At 60.2% G+C, this 17,296-nt stretch carries 8 protein-coding genes; 5 read left to right on the top strand and 3 right to left on the bottom strand.

The features are described 5' to 3' along the window. Positions 1–53 precede the first annotated feature (53 nt). The 3 genes from sohB to LOY52_RS12090 all read left to right on the top strand — a co-directional run bounded on the left by sohB (position 54) and on the right by LOY52_RS12090 (position 6,096). Positions 54–1,085: a protease SohB gene (sohB, locus tag LOY52_RS12080; protein WP_123586537.1), complete on the top strand. Its 1,032-nt coding sequence runs from the start codon at positions 54–56 to the stop codon at positions 1,083–1,085. 186 nt (positions 1,086–1,271) lie between these two features. Next, positions 1,272–5,594, top strand: coding sequence for a dermonecrotic toxin domain-containing protein (locus LOY52_RS12085; RefSeq protein ID WP_258679627.1), 4,323 nt, complete (start codon positions 1,272–1,274; stop codon positions 5,592–5,594). Next, the gene (locus LOY52_RS12090) at positions 5,551–6,096 is read left to right on the top strand and encodes an NEL domain-containing protein (RefSeq protein WP_258679628.1); all 546 of its coding nucleotides are present in this window, start codon (positions 5,551–5,553) and stop codon (positions 6,094–6,096) included. The genes LOY52_RS12085 and LOY52_RS12090 overlap by 44 nt, the downstream gene beginning before the upstream one ends. Before the next feature lie 23 nt (positions 6,097–6,119). Here LOY52_RS12090 and LOY52_RS12095 read toward each other — a convergent pair whose 3' ends face one another. Both LOY52_RS12095 and LOY52_RS12100 read right to left on the bottom strand, forming a co-directional pair. Beyond that, positions 6,120–6,614 carry a DUF934 domain-containing protein gene (locus LOY52_RS12095; protein WP_258679629.1) on the bottom strand — a complete coding sequence of 165 codons (495 nt, stop codon included), beginning with the start codon at positions 6,612–6,614 and terminating at the stop codon, positions 6,120–6,122. Then, on the bottom strand, positions 6,598–8,256 hold the full coding sequence (locus LOY52_RS12100; RefSeq protein WP_007967865.1) for a nitrite/sulfite reductase: 1,659 nt from the start codon (positions 8,254–8,256) through the stop codon (positions 6,598–6,600). Before LOY52_RS12100 ends, LOY52_RS12095 begins: the two co-directional genes overlap by 17 nt. Positions 8,257–8,781: 525 nt before the next feature. Between LOY52_RS12100 and LOY52_RS12105 the strand changes: the two genes are divergently transcribed. Beyond that, complete coding sequence (locus LOY52_RS12105; RefSeq protein ID WP_258679630.1) at positions 8,782–9,855, top strand: ABC transporter substrate-binding protein; 1,074 nt, start codon at positions 8,782–8,784, stop codon at positions 9,853–9,855. 6 nt (positions 9,856–9,861) lie between these two features. On the opposite strand, the gene LOY52_RS12110 is transcribed toward LOY52_RS12105, so the two are convergent. After that, the gene (locus tag LOY52_RS12110) at positions 9,862–10,080 is read right to left on the bottom strand and encodes a DUF2970 domain-containing protein (protein WP_025112547.1); all 219 of its coding nucleotides are present in this window, start codon (positions 10,078–10,080) and stop codon (positions 9,862–9,864) included. Positions 10,081–10,257: 177 nt separating this feature from the next. On the opposite strand from LOY52_RS12110, the gene LOY52_RS12115 reads away from it, so the two are divergent. Beyond that, complete coding sequence (locus tag LOY52_RS12115; RefSeq protein ID WP_258679631.1) at positions 10,258–17,274, top strand: NEL-type E3 ubiquitin ligase domain-containing protein; 7,017 nt, start codon at positions 10,258–10,260, stop codon at positions 17,272–17,274. Positions 17,275–17,296 lie beyond the last annotated feature (22 nt).

Raw genomic sequence — 17,296 nt, forward strand, 5'->3', positions numbered from 1 at the left:
CTGCAACCATCCCGCGCGTGTTTTGCATCCGCGCATTGTTTTAAGGAGTCTCTGTGGAGTTTTTCACCGAATACGCCAGCTTCCTGGCCAAGACCGTGACACTGGTGGTCGCCATCCTGGTGGTGCTCGCCAGTTTTGCTGCATTGCGCAGCAAGGGCCGGCGCAAGTCGGCGGGGCAGCTGCAGGTCAGCAAGCTCAACGATTTTTATAAAGGCTTGCGTGAACGTCTGGAGCAGACTCTGCTCGACAAGGATCAGCTCAAGGCCTTGCGCAAGGGCCAGGCCAAATCGGAAAAATCCGAGAAGAAGCAGAAGAACAAACCCGAGAGCAAATCCCGGGTGTTCGTGCTCGATTTCGACGGTGACATCAAGGCCTCGGCCACCGAGAGCCTGCGTCACGAAATCACCGCACTGCTGACACTAGCCACGCCAAAGGACGAAGTAGTCCTGCGTCTGGAAAGCGGCGGCGGCATGGTCCACAGCTACGGTCTGGCGTCGTCGCAACTGGCACGTATCCGCGAGGCCGGCGTGCCGTTGACCGTGTGCATCGACAAGGTCGCCGCCAGCGGTGGTTACATGATGGCGTGCATTGGCGAGAAGATCATCAGCGCGCCGTTCGCGATTCTCGGCTCGATCGGCGTGGTGGCGCAGTTGCCCAACGTCAACCGTCTGCTGAAAAAGCACGACATCGATTTTGAAGTGCTGACCGCCGGTGAGTACAAACGCACCCTGACCGTGTTCGGCGAAAACACCGAGAAGGGCCGCGAGAAGTTCCAGGAAGACCTGGACATCACCCATCAGCTGTTCAAGAACTTCGTCGCCCGTTATCGCCCGCAACTGGCCATCGACGAAGTAGCCACCGGTGAGGTCTGGCTCGGCGTGGCGGCACTGGACAAACAACTGGTCGACGAGCTCAAGACCAGCGATGAATACCTGGCAGACCGGGCGAAGAAAGCCGAGGTTTATCACTTGCATTATGCCGAACGCAAAAGCCTGCAGGAGCGCATCGGCATGGCTGCCAGCGGTTCAGTGGATCGCGTGCTGCTGAGCTGGTGGAGTCGCTTGACCCAGCAACGCTTCTGGTAAGAAAAGGCCAAAGAAAAACCCCTTTCACTGTAACGGTGAAAGGGGTTTTTTTATGGTGGCGGTATATAGGTATAGTTTGAGTTTGAATAGTTGATTCGAACTTGAAGTTTTTCATCGGCAATTCGCGCTTTTATAAAAAAGCCTGCTCGATAAGCTGTTGCTACTTTCAGTTTTCGAGAATTCAGTATGTCTTCCTTACCTGTCCAGGCTGTCGCGCCTGTATTAACACCCGAACAAAAAGGCATGTTCTTTGAGTTGATCAAGAATAATGCTCCCGGCTGGCTGCTGTCAGCATCGGATGAACTGCGTCAGAAACTTTATCAAAGCATGATTGCCAGCCATCGCGCCCAGAGTGAAGTGGACCCGTTTCTGAAGACGCTCAAGTCCCCCGAAGCGTTTTGCGCGCCGTTGCTCACCAGTGCCATGTCGCAAAGACTTGGCCAGCCGCTGGTGATAACGGGAGTTATTTTTCAGCACGTGCGCTCCACCTCCAGTCTGCTGGGCTTGCGCAGGAAACTGGTGTTGCCATTCGATCGGGATCTGCTCACGGCCGCCTGCGAAAACTTCGAACTCAGCGAGACTCAGGCCACAAATTATAACGATACCTCCTTGATCTATATTCCCGAAAAAGTAACCGGTCGAGACGCGGATATATTATCGATCCAGCCCCATGAGTTTGCGCTGTTGTGTCGAACCCTGGACTTGGGTATGCAATATCAGACTCATCTTCGTGCGGTATTCAATGTCGACGCCGAGATCAATCCGTTGCGCAGCAAGTTTGCTGCTAACTTGCAGTGTCGATTCGAGGTGGATCGGCACGTCGCATTGATGAAGAAACATATCAGTGTCGAAGTGCATGAGATGTTGCAGGCAATCAAGGACAACCAGGACACGATCAAACTGGGCAACAACACGCTGGGTTATCAGGCCTTGCGGATGCTTGGCGCCACACTCAACGGTGCGCTGTTTATCGGCCCGGTCAGCGAGCACGCCGATAACGACTACCGTTGCGTTGTTTACCTGCCGGGTGATCCGTTGCACCCGCTCAAGGAGTATCCATCCTTCAGCGATTTCGAGAAACAGTTGAGCGAGCGGTTGAAAGGCGCAGCGTTTCGCCGATTCTTCATGCGCTACATCAAGATCAGTGAGCGCACAGCGTGGGTGAACGAGCTCGATGGGCGGTTGTATCCGCGCAGTCATTCAATCCTGCCTCATACCGCGTTGTACGTGACGTTGTCAGGTGTCGATTTTACGGGGGGGCCATTCAGCCTGATGTATCGCCAGCACGCCGAACAGACCATGGCCGACGCTCGGCTTGTCGTGGTTCCCACGGGCGATGAAGACGAGAAAACCCGACTGGCCCGACTGGACACCTACAAGGCGATCGGCGTCGATCTGCTGCTGGTCGCCGCATCGTTCATCCCTGTTGTCGGCGAGGTGTTGTTGGCGATCACTGCGGTGCAGTTGCTCTCGCAGATCTATGAAGGGATTGCCAGTTGGTCCAGAGGCGAGCAGGAGCAGGCCACCGATTACTTTTTCGATGTCATCGAAAACCTGATTCTGATGGCGGCTTTCGCGGCGGGCACACGGGTCGCGGGCAGCGCGCTCAAAGTCGTCAAGTCATCGGCTTTTATCGAGCGCCTGCGCATGGTCAAACTGGCTTCAGGGCAGTCGCGCCTTTGGAAGCCTGAGCTGCACGTATATCAACAGCGTCGGGCCTTGCCAGCCGGAGTACGTCGCGATGGCCGCGGCTTGCGTTGGGTCGATGGCCAGGCGTACCTGACGCTCGATGGCTTGCACTATGCGGTGCGCCCCGAGCCTCAGACCGGGCTGTGGGAAGTACTGCCGCCCCCGGAATCGACGAGCCGCTATTCACCGTTGCTCGAAACCAACGACCGAGGGGCCTGGCGTCATGACAGCGAACTGGTTCAGGACTGGGATCGATTGAAGCTGTTTCGCCGCTTCGGCCATCCCCGCGAGGAGCTGTCGGATGCCAGTGCGCTGCAGGCTCTGGCTGTCAGCGGTATCGAAGACAGCGTGTTGCGTCAGATCCATGTAGATCGCGTTCATCCGCCGGCCTTGCTGCTCGACACGGTGTGGCGATTTCGCGCCGATGCAGCAGTGACGGAGTTTATCGAGCAACTGCAGATTCCGTTGTCGGCACCCATGGCGGATGCTGACCTGCAATTGCACCTGCTGACGACCTCGACCAGTTGGCCGGCAGACTGCGTCATCAGTGTCGTCGATGCAGCGGACACGCCAATCAATCGTTATGGCGCACCCACCGCTACCACGATTCTGAAGATAACTCAGCAGGATGTGCATCGGGGGAAGCTGTACCGTTCTCTGCTGGCTGCACTCGGCAGCCAGCGGCGCAATACCTTGCTCGGCCTGACGAGCCAGGATTCGGCGGTTCAGACACGCAAGCTGGTGCAAATCGTCGGCCAGCAGGCACAAGGTCGACGGGAGCCGTTGTTCCAGCGAATCTATCGACGCCGCGAAGCGCCGGGCAATGGTCGTGTGGCGTTGCTGATGAAGACCTTTGCCGATCTGCCGGCCAGTGTTGCCGAGGAGCTGGCGGGCAGTGCCCTGGATGGCGAAGCGCAGGAGCTGGACGCTGCCCGCGTACCATTGCGGCTGGCGCAGGAGGTGCGGCGCTATCAACAGGCGATTGCTGTGTGTCGAGCCTATGAAGGCCTGTACCTGGATAGTGGCGGTGGTCACAGTACCAATCGCCTGGTGCTCGATACCCTTGAACATTTGCCGGGCTGGTCAGGGGCTTCAGCGATCGAGATACAGGAGTGGTCGGGCAGTCACGGCAGTGTTGCGACGACGGCGTCAAGCACATCCAGTGAGCGGGTGATCATCAATGTGTCGGCGGACCGCATCAGCGTTCTGCAGGGTACTGATGCTGCGCTGAAATCATTTTCCGGGCGCACCCGCGAGCATTATTTCCAGGCTCTCTGGCATGGGTTGTCGGCGCAACGCAAGGTCGCGTTGGGCCTGTCGCTCGAGACCGGGGCAAACGGGCTGCGGGAGAAAATCACCGAACTTGCGATGAAACGGCGAACAACGTTTGCCAGGGCCATGGGCGAACGTCCCGGCGACTATTCGCCGATGGCCTTGGCTGACCGGCCCTCGGCAGGGCCCTGGGCGAACTCAGGTGCAAGCATTTCAGTCGGGGTGCGACGTATTCAGGAACTCTACCCGGCCTATTCCCCTGCACAGATCCATGCGCTACTCAACGTCTTGGGCCGCAATGAGATCCTGGTGCTGATGAAGCTGGAATTGCTGCGCCTGGAGTTTCTCGGTATTCGCGAAGTCTTGAGTCGTTGGGTGACGCGGCAAACGCAGTACAACGGGACCGATGGCGCATTGCTTGACGTTCCAAAGTCAGCGAAGGCCCGTGCCATGCGCGCGATCATCCGCTGCTGGCGCAGAGAACCGGGGGCCTCGGGCGACGCGCCACCCGACACCTTGAGCTTCGCCCCGGAGCCTTTGGGAGAGTTGCCACTGCTGGTCGGGGATTTCAGTCATGTCACGCATCTGGTCATGGACGGCACTACGCCGCTGGGGCTGACGGCATTTTTGCGTCATTTCAGAAATTTGCGCAGCCTTTCCCTGAGGGGCAACCAATTGGCCCAGTTACCGATGGCATTGGCGCGCATGCCCTGTTTGACGCATCTGGATCTGAGCGAGAACCGTATTCGTCTGTCTTCTGCATCGGTGCCGCCACTGACGCAGCTGAAAAAGCTGCGGGTGTTGAGCCTAGACTTCAATGTTGATCTTGCGCATGCCCCGGATGTCAACTCGCTACCGGATCTGGAAAGACTGCGCTTGCGCGGTTGCGCAATCGATCATTGGCCCGAGGGAACCACCGGTTTGCAACGACCGCAACTGATCGATCTGCGCGATAACCAGATAAGCACAATACCGGAGGTGCTACTCAGGGCTCCGCTGGTGGTCACCCGCGCTGTTCGCCTTATGGGTAACCCCTTGTCGCCTGACACCTTGCGACAGATTGCGACGTATCAGCAGGCGAACGGCGTCAGTTTCGGTGTAATGGCCCGGGTCTATCGACACCAGCCGCTACCCAGCGTGTCGTATGAGGGCCAGAGTGCCCGCTGGCTGACCGGCAGGCCTGCCGTCGAAGCGATACCGCGTAGCGTTACCTGGGAGGCTGTACGGACAGCGCCCGGCTCGCGGGATTTCTTCAATGTGCTTTCACAATTGATCCACACGGCCGATTACACCCGGTTGTACCCGTATTTCAGCCAGCGTGTGTGGAATGTGGTCGAGGCGGCCGCTGAAGACACGCGGTTGCGCAGCGAATTGTTCCGCACGGCGCGCGTCGCCACCAGTGTCGATGGTTATTCCGCTGTGTTCAGTGAGATGGAAGTACAGGTTCTGTGTTATCGAGCCACGGTCGCGGCGGGGGGGCGGTGGCGCGCCGCTGGAGCGGCAATTGACGCATTTGCTCAGAGGCTTGTTTCGCCTGCAAACGCTTGAAGATCGGACGTTGGCGCAGATCAACGGCCGCGCCCAACTGAGTGTCTACGAGCATGCACTCGAATTCAGTCTGGCCTATCGGGTGGGGCTGGCGGCGTGCCTGAATTTGCCTGGGCAGCCAAGGGCGATGAGCAGTCCGTTGAATGTCGAGGTTTCGCAGGTAGAACTGGATCAGGCTTATCAGGCCGTCATGCGTATCGAAGGCTCTTCGGCGTTTCCCGAATGGTGTATCGGCCAGCGATTCTGGGTCGAATTTCTCGAATCGGCGCATCCCGACGCTTTCGCCCTTGTCTATGTTCGGACTTCGCAGGCCTTGGTGCGTCTGGAGGAGCAGACCGAACTGGCGCGCGATCAGGCGGCGGTGCAGATGAACGCGATTCACGACAATTTCAGAAATGAACGTCAGGCCCTGATTCGCCAGCTCACCGATCAGGCACTGGCGCGCCATCCGGCCAACGAGCTGGCCAGTTCGGATACAGAAGAGGAGGGGAGTACGCCTTGAGGAGGTGCTCAAGGCGTATTCGATCAGCGGCGACGGAACAGCGGCAGCGGTTCGTCAGTGGCGGCCTGGTAGGTCACCGAGAAGTCTTTCAGGCTTTCCAGCGCATCGTACGGGTCCTTGTCGGCGCGCAGGGCGAACGCATCGAAACCGCAACGGCGCATGTAGAACAGCTGATCGCGTAGCACATCGCCTATCGCCCGCAGTTCGCCTTTGAAACCGTAACGGTCACGCAGCAGGCGGGCGTTGGAGTAGTTGCGGCCATCGGTGAAGGCCGGGAAGTTCAGGGCGATCACCTGAAACTGCGCGACGTCCTCACCGATTTCCTCGGCTTCTTCATCGGCGTCCAGCCACACACCCAGACCGCCGTCGCGGGCCTTGAGCGCGTGAGCATGATCACGCCACAGGGCCAGCGGCACGATCAGGTCGTCGCAGTTGGAGATGCCGTCGAGGGTCGCGTCCTTGGGCAGCAAGTGCCAGGTTTCGTCGACGACTTCGTTGTTCTTAATGATTCGCTGCATAGACGCGTTCCTTGAAGAGGTCGATGCCAATACGCTGGTAGGTGTCGATGAAGCGCTCGTCTTCGGTACGTTGTTCAACGTACACGTCGATCAGCTTCGAGATCACGTCCGGCATGTCGTCCTGGGCGAAGGAGGGGCCGAGGATCTTGCCCAGGCTCGCGTCACGGCTGGCGCTGCCACCGAGGGAGACCTGGTAGAACTCTTCACCTTTCTTGTCCACCCCGAGGATGCCGATGTGGCCGACGTGGTGGTGACCACAGGCGTTCATGCAACCGGAGATGTTCAGGTCCAGCTCACCGATGTCGAACAGGTAGTCCAGGTCGTCGAAACGGCGCTGGATCGATTCGGCGATCGGGATCGACTTGGCGTTGGCCAGCGAGCAGAAATCACCGCCCGGGCAGCAGATGATGTCGGTCAGCAGGCCGATGTTCGGCGTGGCAAAACCGCCTTCACGCAGCTCGCCCCAGAGGGTGAACAACTGGCTCTGCTCGACGTCGGCGAGAATGATGTTCTGCTCGTGGGAGGTGCGCAGTTGACCGAAGCTGTAGCGCTCGGCCAGGTCGGCGACGGCGTCCAGCTGCTTGTCGGTGATGTCGCCCGGCGCAACGCCGGTCGGTTTCAGCGACAGGGTCACGGCGACATAGCCCGGCTTCTTGTGCGCCAGGGTGTTGCGCGAGCGCCAGCGGGCGAAACCCGGATGCTCCTTGTCGAGTTCGGCCAGGGCGGCGGTCTGGTTCTCCAGCGCCTTGTAGTCCGGATCAACGAAGTGTTTGGCGACGCGATGCAGCTCGGCTTCGGTCAGTGTGGTCTGGCCGCCGCGCAGGTGTTCCATCTCGGCATCGACTTTTTGCGCGAACACTTCAGGGGTCAGCGCCTTGACGAGGATCTTGATCCGCGCCTTGTATTTGTTGTCGCGACGGCCATAGCGGTTGTACACCCGCAGGATGGCGTCGAGGTAGCTCAACAGGTCCTGCCATGGCAGGAATTCGTTGATGAAGGCGCCGACCACCGGGGTACGGCCCAGGCCACCGCCGACCAGCACACGGAAGCCCAGCTCGCCGGCGGCGTTGTGTACCGGCTCCAGGCCGATGTCGTGGACTTCGATGGCGGCACGGTCAGCGGTCGAACCGTTGACGGCGATCTTGAACTTGCGCGGCAGGTAGGCGAATTCCGGGTGGAATGTAGTCCACTGACGGACGATTTCGCACCATGGGCGTGGGTCGATCAGTTCATCGGCGGCGACACCGGCGAACTGGTCGGTGGTGACGTTGCGCAGGCAGTTGCCGCTGGTCTGGATCGCGTGCATCTGCACGGTGGCCAGTTCGGCGAGGATATCCGGGATATCTTCCACCGCCGGCCAGTTGAACTGCACGTTCTGCCGGGTACTGATGTGGGCGTAGCCCTTGTCGTAGTCGCGGGCAATCTTGGCCATCATGCGCACCTGACGGGAAGTCAGTTGGCCGTAAGGCACCGCCACGCGCAACATCGGGGCAAAACGCTGGATGTAGAGGCCATTTTGCAGGCGCAGGGGGCGGAATTCTTCTTCGCTCAGCTCGCCTGCCAGATAGCGTCGGGTCTGATCACGGAACTGCTTGACGCGGTCCTCGATGATCCGCTGATCGTACTCGTCGTATACGTACATATAAGTCCTGTTCTCAGGCTTTGGGCTACTCGGAAAACGCTGCGTTTTCGCTTGCTGGAGTCCGATGGTGCCTCGGCAATTACGCGCGCACGGCCGCGCACTCCCTAACGGAGCCGGGGCAATATACCCGTTTGCAGTTATGCGCAAAAGTGATGTTTGAGTATATGTAAAGAACCAAATCGCCTAACGAGAATGGTTGTTGATTAACCCACATTTGTCGCGGGGACAATCATCGTCTTAACTGTGATCGAGTCTTTCTGCAATCACCGATAAAACCGACAAGAGGCGATGCAATGAGCAATCCGACCAAGGCAAGAAAAAGCGATAGCAGTGTCGATGCATGGGCCATTCTGTTCCTGATTATTCTGGTAGTAGGGACGGCGGTATTCTGGGTCAGTCATCAGTAAACGACCGATCCGGGTCCGCTTCCGACGATTGTCGGACAAAAAACGGGATCAGGCGTCAATAGTCGCTGGTTCGAGGGCTATAATGCGCGGCCATTTTTCCTTGGGCCCGGATCATTCAATGTTGAAGTTTGTCCATCTCAGCCTGCTGCTGTTCGGCGCGGCTGTCAGCGTCGCAGCGAAAGCGGAGTCGGTGCTGTTCCTCAACCCGGGTTCGACTCAGGAGGCCTTCTGGGTCAGCTATTCGCAATTCATGCAGGCGGCCGCCCGTGACCTGGCCGTCGATTTGCAGATTCTCTATTCCCATCGCCAGCCGGAATTCACCCTGGCTCAGGCCAGAGTTGCCCTGCAGGGACCGAATCGTCCCGACTATCTGGTGTTCGTCAACGAGCAGTACGTGGCGCCGCAGATCCTGCGTATGGCGGAGGGCAGCGGGGTCAAGCTGTTCATGGTCAACGCGGTGCTGACCCCTGATCAGCAGGCGATGATCGGCGAGCGTGCCGATCGCATCGGCAGCCTGGTGCCGAATGACGAGGAGGGTGGCTACCTGATGATGAAGGAACTGATTCGCCTGCATCCTCCCGTGGCGCGGGGCGAACAGATTGAAGTACTGGCGTTTTCCGGTCTGAAGATCACCCCGTCAGCGCAATTGCGCGAGCAAGGCATGCAACGCGCACTGGCCGAGCATCCGCAGATTCGACTGCGGCAACTGGTGTACGGCGGCTGGACCCGGCAACGTGCCTACGAGCAGGCGCGGCAACTGGTCAGCCGTTATCCGAAAGTATCGCTGGTGTGGGCAGCCAATGATGAAATGGCCTTCGGCGCCATGCATGCGTTTGCCGAAGCCGGCAAAGTCCCGGGTAAAGATACGCTGTTCAGCGCAGTCAACACCTCACCCGAGGCATTGCAGGCGATAGTCGATGGACGCTTGAGCGCGCTGGTGGGCGGACACTTCACGCTGGGTGGCTGGGCGCTGGTGGAATTGCATGATTACGATCAGGGCGTCGATCTGGACCGGCATGGCGGACGTGACCGGCAATTGTCGCTGCTGCAACTGATCGACCAGCATCAGGCACAGCAAATGCTGGCCATGGGCGCCGCGCCGGATTACGGCGTGAGTTTTCGCAAGTTGTCGGCCAAGGACCGTCCCGCGTCCTATCGCTACCCGTTCAGCCTGCAGATCCTGATGCACTGAACCCTGTCAGACCCCGGCGAAATGCAGCACCAGTTTGACGATGGCAAACAGCGTCAAGGCGAACACGGCGGTGAAGCCGATCCCCAGGATCACGAAATGACTGGGCTTGCCATGGGTGAAGTCCCTTGCCCGGTTTTTCCCGCTTTGCACGCCGAATGCCGCAGCCATCACGCTGTGCAGCATCTGCCAGAAGCTCGGTGGCTTGTTGTCGACTGGATCGTCCATAAATCCCCCGTCCGAAAGGCTGTCCCGAGAGCATAGTCAATCCAGCGGGTTGTGCCGTGGTCGCACGCGGGCTCATGACTTGTCCGGTAACAAGTCCACGCCAATACGATAACTATGTACCGCAGATCAGCGCTGCGGACATGGTGTCCTGTCCTCCCATTTTTCAGGAGAGACAGGATGTCCACTCATCCCCCGACATTGCCCCGTGCGCCGGTCAGCGCCAGCCTTCACGGCAAGCTGCTGGAGCAGATGATCCCCGATTGGCTGATTGCCGCCTCGCCCGCACGGCGAGCCGCGATGAAAGCGGCCAGTACACGGCCAGCGCACGGCTATCACCCTTTCCCGAATCATCAGCAACAAGCGTTGAAAGAGCGGGTCACGGCGGCCTTTGTCGCCCAGAGCCGACTCGACAGAACCATGGCCGGCCTTGAAAGCCTCGATGCATTTGCCCAGGCGCTGCTCGGCAAGGCACTCAAGGATCAGTTCAACGTGACGGTCGATCTCGGCAAGACCTTGCTGTGTCTCAGACGGCCCCTCGAACTCGGAGTGCTGGAAGTTGAAGTCTCTACGTTCGAAGTGTTGAAGTTGCCCTTGCTGCAAGCGGCATTGCACAACTTCGAGGCTCGGGAATGTGAAGCGGGTGCCTATCACGCCAGATCCGGTTTCGTGGTCGAGACGGCGACCCTGGGCGAGTTTCAGGCAACAGAAATCGGCATTACGGTCAGGCAGTTTCTGACGCTGTGTCGTTCGCTGGACGTCGGTGCCCGTTATCAGGCACGGATCAAAGCGTTTTTCGAGAAAACCGACACCTTGCGCCGGCACTTCATTGCCAGCCAGAAAACCGCGTTGCGTGCCGCCGCCGAATGGGCGCTGCTGAAACAGGACATCGAGCCCGCCGACTACCGGATGATTCTGTCGGTGGTGGACGGCCAGATCCACCCGCAGCTCGGCGGCAAGGCCGTGTGGTTTCGTGATCTGAGCCTGATGAAGCGGCGGATGACCGGTTGCGTGGTGTTCAGCATCAGCGAGCGCTACCGCTACACCAACGAATTCATCGTCTACATTCCCCATGATCCGCAACACCCGCTCAAGCGTTACACCATGGCGCAGATGCGTGAGGTGTTCAAACGCAAGTTCACCGCTGCTGACCCCGCGGCTTCCGGGCCAGGACCGACCGCTTACCAGCAGTTTTTCAGTCAGTTCGTGGCCTATGCCGACCGTCCTTACTATTTCAGTCAGTTCACTCAAAAGGCAGCGGACTCTCCGAGTGACCCATTGCATTCAATCTGGGTCAAGGTCGCGCAGCTGATACCGCCACTGTCGACCATCGCGCGGATCAAGGAGCTGCCACCCGAAGCCCCCGGCAAGCGCGAGCCGCAGCCTGACCCGTATCTCGACCCGTTGCCAACCACCCGCAAGGGCGTGGCCGGGATTTGGGCGGACAACACCGATCTGTGGCAATACCTCTACGAACAGCACCGGGCCAAATTCATTGCCGACGCGCGTGCCCATGCCGTCCCCACTGCGGATGTCGATGCCCGGGTACGCGCAGAAAAACTCAGTCATCTGCTCGAACTCGGCATGATGGCGTTGAACATGGTGTCGATGTTCGTCCCGGTACTGGGCGAAATCATGATGACCGTGATGGCCGGGCAACTGCTCTATGAGTCGTTCGAGGGCGCCATCGAATGGTCTGAAGGTGATCGCCAGGCTGCCAAGGCGCATCTGGTCGATGTGGCGCAGAACCTGGCGCTGATTGGCGTGATGGGCGCGGTGGGCAAAGGCGCGGGCCGACTGCAAGCGGCCTCCGCCGAGCCCGTGATCGAGCAACTGCAGCCGGTCGAACGGCCTGACGGCTCGGTTCGCTTGTGGAAGCCTGACCTTGATGCTTACGCCAGCGACAGTGTCCTGCCGGCGAGTGCCGTGCCCGATACGCAGGGCGTGTATCGATTCGACGGCAAGACTTTCATTCGCCAGCAGGGCAAGGTCTACCAGACGCACTATGACGAGACCCTGAAAAGCTGGCGCATCCGCCACCCGCATGATCCTGCGGCATATCAACCGATCCTTGAGCACAATCGACTGGGTGCCTGGCGCCACAGCCTGGAGCGACCGCTGAGCTGGGATCGACTGACCCTGCTGCGGCGCATCGGTCATTCGACTGAGGCGTTTTCGGATGCGCAACTGCTCGAAATCGCCGATGTCAGTGGTGTCAGTAATGAGGCGCTGCGTCAGATGCACCTCGATCATCAGCCAGCGCCACTGGCCCTGGCCGACACGCTGCGTTTGTATGAGGCGGAGCAGCAGGTCGGGCGGCTGATCGATCAGGTCGAACGAGGTACCAGCCTGGATGATTCGTATCTGCTGACGCTGCCAATGCTCACGCAAATGCCGCGCTGGCCTAGCGGGTCGATTCTGGAAGTCTTCGACGGAGCGCAGCTGTCCGGCCCCAGCCGACTGTTCGGCGCGGAATCAGGCTCAATCGAGAGCCAGATGCGCACGCCGATCCAGGTGACCCGCGCCGAAGTGCTCGACGGCCAATTGCCTGAACGCATTCTGGCCGCGCTGGATGAGCCGCAAACACGTTGGCTGCTGGGCGCCGAGCCGGCGCGCGTGGTCGAATCCCGGCCGCTGGAACTGCGCAAACAGATCGCCGATTACCTGCGCACCCGGCAACCGGCGATGTTTGACAGGCTCTATGACGAGCCCGCGTTGAACGACCGACGAATCGCCAGGCTACAAGCCGCCACACCGGGGTTGGGCAGTTCGGCGGCAATCCGCGTGCTGCTGGAGGCGAACGCCGAGGAGCTGGCGCGCCTGCAAAGCGGTCAGCGGGTGCCGTTGCGCCTGCTGGAGATCTCCCGTGAATTTGCCCGACAACGCCGATTCAACCACGCGGTCGCCGGCCTGCACATGGAGAATGCCGGCGGCAGCGAAAGCCAATGGCTGGCCTTGCGCGCCCTGGAACGACTGCCGGGCTGGTCGGACGAGGTGCGGCTTGAAGTGCGCGAAGGCAGCCTCGACGGGCCGTTGCTTGACAGTATCGGCAGCGAAAGTGCCGGCCAGACCAAGTATCTGGTCAAGCGCGGGCCGGTTTATCAGGCGTACAACGAGCGCGGCGAAGAGCTCAACAGTGTGCCGCGTCACGGCGACAACTTTTTTGCCTCAATCCTCCATGCGTTGCCCGATCAGTCGCGACAGGCCCTGGGTTTTGCCCAGGTGACGCGCAGTGCCGGGCTGCGTCGGGCACTGATCGGGTATGTGGCCCGACACCGTGCCGAACTGGCGCGACTGGCGAGCAGACGCCATGGCCACAAGCAACGCTTCAAGGCGCCGGTGCGGGTACGCCAGCACGGGCTGGGGTACTACGCCAGCGGTCGTGGCGAAGGCGTGAACCCGCTGCTGGTGACGCGTGTACAGGATGTGTATCCGGCGCTTACCGATCAACAGGCGGGCGGGTTCATCCTCAAGCAATTGACCGCCGGGCGGACTGACGCGCAGATCTACGAGCTGTTGCAAAGGCGCCTGCGTGAATGGCAGGAACTCGAATCGTCGCTGGCGCAATGGGAAGGTGTGCCGGCTCCGGACTCGACGTTGCAATCGATGATTGGCGGCCGATCCAGCGTGGTGCGCAGCCTCAAGCAGAGCTGGCGCAATTCGCCGCTGGCCGATAGTCACGCGAGTGCCGCACGCCTCGATCTGACCTGCGATGACCCGTTGCCTGTGCTGACGGCGGATTTCTCGCATGTGCGTGATCTGCGAGTCAGGGGGCGGTGCATCACCGATGCCAACGTCGATGAACTGTTGGGCAATTTCCCCAGGCTCAAGGCACTACGCATCAATGCCACCGCAGAAGCGTTCACCAACGTGCCGGCGGTGTTGCAGACCTTGCCGGAATTTACTGACCTGACGCTCTACAGCGCAATGCCCTATGCCGCCGACATGCCAGCACGCCTGGCCCAATTGACCCGGCTGGAAACCTTGAGTGTCAGCACCTCGAGCTATCAGCCGCTCGCCTTCGACGTCAGCGGCATGCGTAATCTGCGCACACTGGAAATCGTCGCCTATTCATTGTTCGACTGGCCTGCGGGTGCGCTGGAGTTGCCGGCACTGGAGCGTCTGAACCTCAGGGACACCGGAATCAGCACTGTGCCGGCAACACTGCTGCAGGGGCATGAAAAACTCTGGTCGGGGCTGTCGCTGGACTGGTCAAGATTCTCCCGGGAAAACTTCGCGGGCGTGTACGAATACGTCAAGACCCATCCAGAACACCTGATCGATCGAGAGACGATGGTCAGGGATTATTGCCGTGGCGAGTTGCGGCGCTTGGGCGAGGGCGTGAATCAATCGCCCGAGGGGGTGTTCAATCGGTTCTTCGAGCAATGGCCGGATGAGCAGCAGCGTTTCACCGCGATCAATGCCTTGAGCGATCAATATGCTGCGCTGGATAGCCAACTCAATCAGTGGCAGCAGCGCGTGTTGGTGTCGCCAGAATCGCTGCGCGAACTCTTCGCGCGATCAAATCTGGCCCATCTCCTCAAAACCAATTGGCGCAAGGGCATGTTCAAACGCTACGGCGCGACGATCAGTGCTTCGACCCTGGATTTGTCGGGGCTGATGCTCAGCGAGCTGCCGGCATTACCGGCAGACGCATTTATGCATGTACGCACGCTACTGCTCAACGGCCAGCGCGTTGCAGCGGCACAGATGCGTGCTTTTGTCAGCGCGTTCAGCGAAGTACGAACCCTTGATCTGAGTAACAATGCCTTGCGCGAATGGCCGATCGAGTCGCAGAGCCTATCGCGCCTGGTGCACCTGGACCTCGCCGACAATCTATTGACCGATACTGCAGGCCTGCAGGGCGGGTTGAGCACGTTGCCTGCCCTCGAACAGCTGAATCTGCGGAACAATCCGCTGAACGAACTGAACGTCGGCAGCCTGCAGCGTTTGAAGGCCCTCGACCTGCAGGCAACGCACCTGCAACAGTGGCCGACAGGGGCTGAAGGTCTGCCGCAACTGGCGTGGCTGGACCTGCGCGACACTCGTATCAGCACGCTGCCGCCTGCCGTGCTCGAAAATACCTCGCTGCTCAATACCAACCTGACCGGTGCGCCACTGACCGAAGTGGCGTCGGCAGAACTGCGTCTGGCGCAACTGCGGCTCGAGCACACCCTCGGCCTGCCTGCCGGCGCGCTGGATGCGTTTGCCCGGCAGCCGGTGCCGGCGACCTTTCCGCCGGCAGAGAACGGTGTATCAGTGGCCCGCCAGTTGCTGCCGCTGACGCAGGCACCGGTCAGTACCGGGATGACACGGATGCGCCAGGACCTGCAGCGAGTGCAGCCGGCCCTTACCGATGAACAAGCCACGCAAGTGATCGAGGCGCTGCGCAATGAGGGTGCGACCGATGTGCAGATCGGCGAGCGGATCACCGGCTGGAGCCAGACCTTTGAAACCCTCGTTCGCCAACTCAATGGCTGGCTGTATACCCGGGAAACCCGTGGCGTCGACTGGGTCATCTCCTCGCAATCGCGCAGCCTGGCGGCGTGGCGGATCCTCACCTGTTGGCGCGCAAGGTTGTCAGTTGCCGGGGTCGATGCGGTTCTGGATCTCAACGGCCTGCAATTGGGCGATCTGCCGCCGCTGCCCGAGGATTTCGGGCATGTCGGCAGCTTGAACCTGACAGGCACACGAGTGACGGCCGAGGGCAGTAACGGCTTTCTCAAGTCCTTCACCCACCTGCGCAATCTGACCCTCAGTGGCAATGAACTCGCAGCGCTGCCTGATGCCGTCCGGCAAATGCCGCAGCTTGAGCGACTCGAGCTGGCCAGCAACAACTTCAGTGACAGTGAGCAGCTGTATGCCGCGCTGTCCGGTCTGCCGCATCTGCAGACACTGGACCTGAGCTACAACCATCTTGATGCGTTCGACGTCAGCTATTTCGAGCATTTGCAAAGTCTGGATCTGCGCAACAACAACCTCACCGAATGGCCGGACGGGACGCTGGATGCGCAGCATCTGCGGACACTCAACCTCAGTCGCAACGACATCACCGCCATCCCCGAACAGGCGCTGGACGGTCAGTACGATGAGCTGATGGACGGCACCGACCTGACTGACAACTACAACCTCTCGGAGGAATCCCTCCAAAGGCTCAGAACCTATCAGGCTGCGGGTAACCGCCCGCGAGTGCTCGGTTTCTCCAGCGCCGAACTGGACGAAATGGCTGACGACGTTGCCGGCGGGCTCAGTGAAACCACCGACAGCATCGAGTCCGACGAAACCCTCCCGGGCGAACAGGCCCATGCGCAACAGAAGGCGCCGTGGCTGGTGAATCTGCCGGCGGAGCAGGCGTCCGTGCGCGACAAACTCTGGGATCAACTGGCGGCGGAACCGGATAGCGCGGCATTCTTCCATTTGCTCGACCGATTGCAGGACACCCAGGAGTTCCGCGTGGCCAACGCCGATCTGACCCGACGGGTGTGGGTGGTCATGGAGGCCGCCGCCGCCAACAGTGAGCTGCGCGAGGTGATTTTCGCCGGTTCGGCCACACACGGGACTTGCGTGGACGGGCGCATCCTTACGTTCAGTGGTCTGGAGAGCAAGGTCTTCACCTACAACGCCTTGCTCGATTTGCCGGCCGGCCGCCCGGGAATCCGCGGCGAGGCCTTGTTGTCGCTGTCGCGGCAGCTGTTTCGGCTGGACAAGGTCGATGAGCTGGCAAAAGCGGCGGCGGCGCGCAGTGGTTTCGATGAAGCCGAAGTCCGCCTCGGTTACCGGATCGGTCTGACCGGGGGCTGGGACGATGGACTGGAATTGCCCGGGCAGCCGAAAAACATGAAGTTTGCCTCCGGTGTCACCCCGCAGCAGTTGGTCAATGCGCGGGCCGAGGTGGTCAGCGCGGAACGTTCCGAGAGATTTCTGGAGGATCTGATCCAGCGCGATTACTGGTTGGATTATCTCAAGGAGCAGCAGCCCGAAGCGTTCAGGCAAATGGATGAAGTGCAGTTGCTGGAGGAGGGCGAGGACGAAGGTCTGAGTGCCGACGATCCGCTGTATCTGAGCAGGTTGTTCGACCAGGCGGCCGCGCGAAATGCCAGGCTCATCGAGTTGTCGCGAGAGGAGATTGCAAGGATCGGCTTGTCTGCCGCCAACGTACAAATGCCCGGTACGTCCGGGCAATTGTCAGGCGTGTAAAACCCGGTGAAAGGTCAGTCCC

This window comes from Pseudomonas sp. B21-051 (assembly GCF_024748795.1).
Classification (GTDB): domain Bacteria; phylum Pseudomonadota; class Gammaproteobacteria; order Pseudomonadales; family Pseudomonadaceae; genus Aquipseudomonas; species Aquipseudomonas putida_A.

Excerpts from the sequence above, each read along its gene's own strand:
- LOY52_RS12085 (WP_258679627.1), top strand. The coding sequence starts at position 1,272 with ATGTCTTCCTTACCTGTCCAGGCTGTCGCGCCTGTATTAACACCCGAA.
- LOY52_RS12095 (WP_258679629.1), bottom strand. The coding sequence starts at position 6,614 with ATGCAGCGAATCATTAAGAACAACGAAGTCGTCGACGAAACCTGGCAC.
- LOY52_RS12100 (WP_007967865.1), bottom strand. The coding sequence starts at position 8,256 with ATGTACGTATACGACGAGTACGATCAGCGGATCATCGAGGACCGCGTC.
- LOY52_RS12105 (WP_258679630.1), top strand. The coding sequence starts at position 8,782 with ATGTTGAAGTTTGTCCATCTCAGCCTGCTGCTGTTCGGCGCGGCTGTC.
- LOY52_RS12110 (WP_025112547.1), bottom strand. The coding sequence starts at position 10,080 with ATGGACGATCCAGTCGACAACAAGCCACCGAGCTTCTGGCAGATGCTG.
- LOY52_RS12115 (WP_258679631.1), top strand. The coding sequence starts at position 10,258 with ATGTCCACTCATCCCCCGACATTGCCCCGTGCGCCGGTCAGCGCCAGC.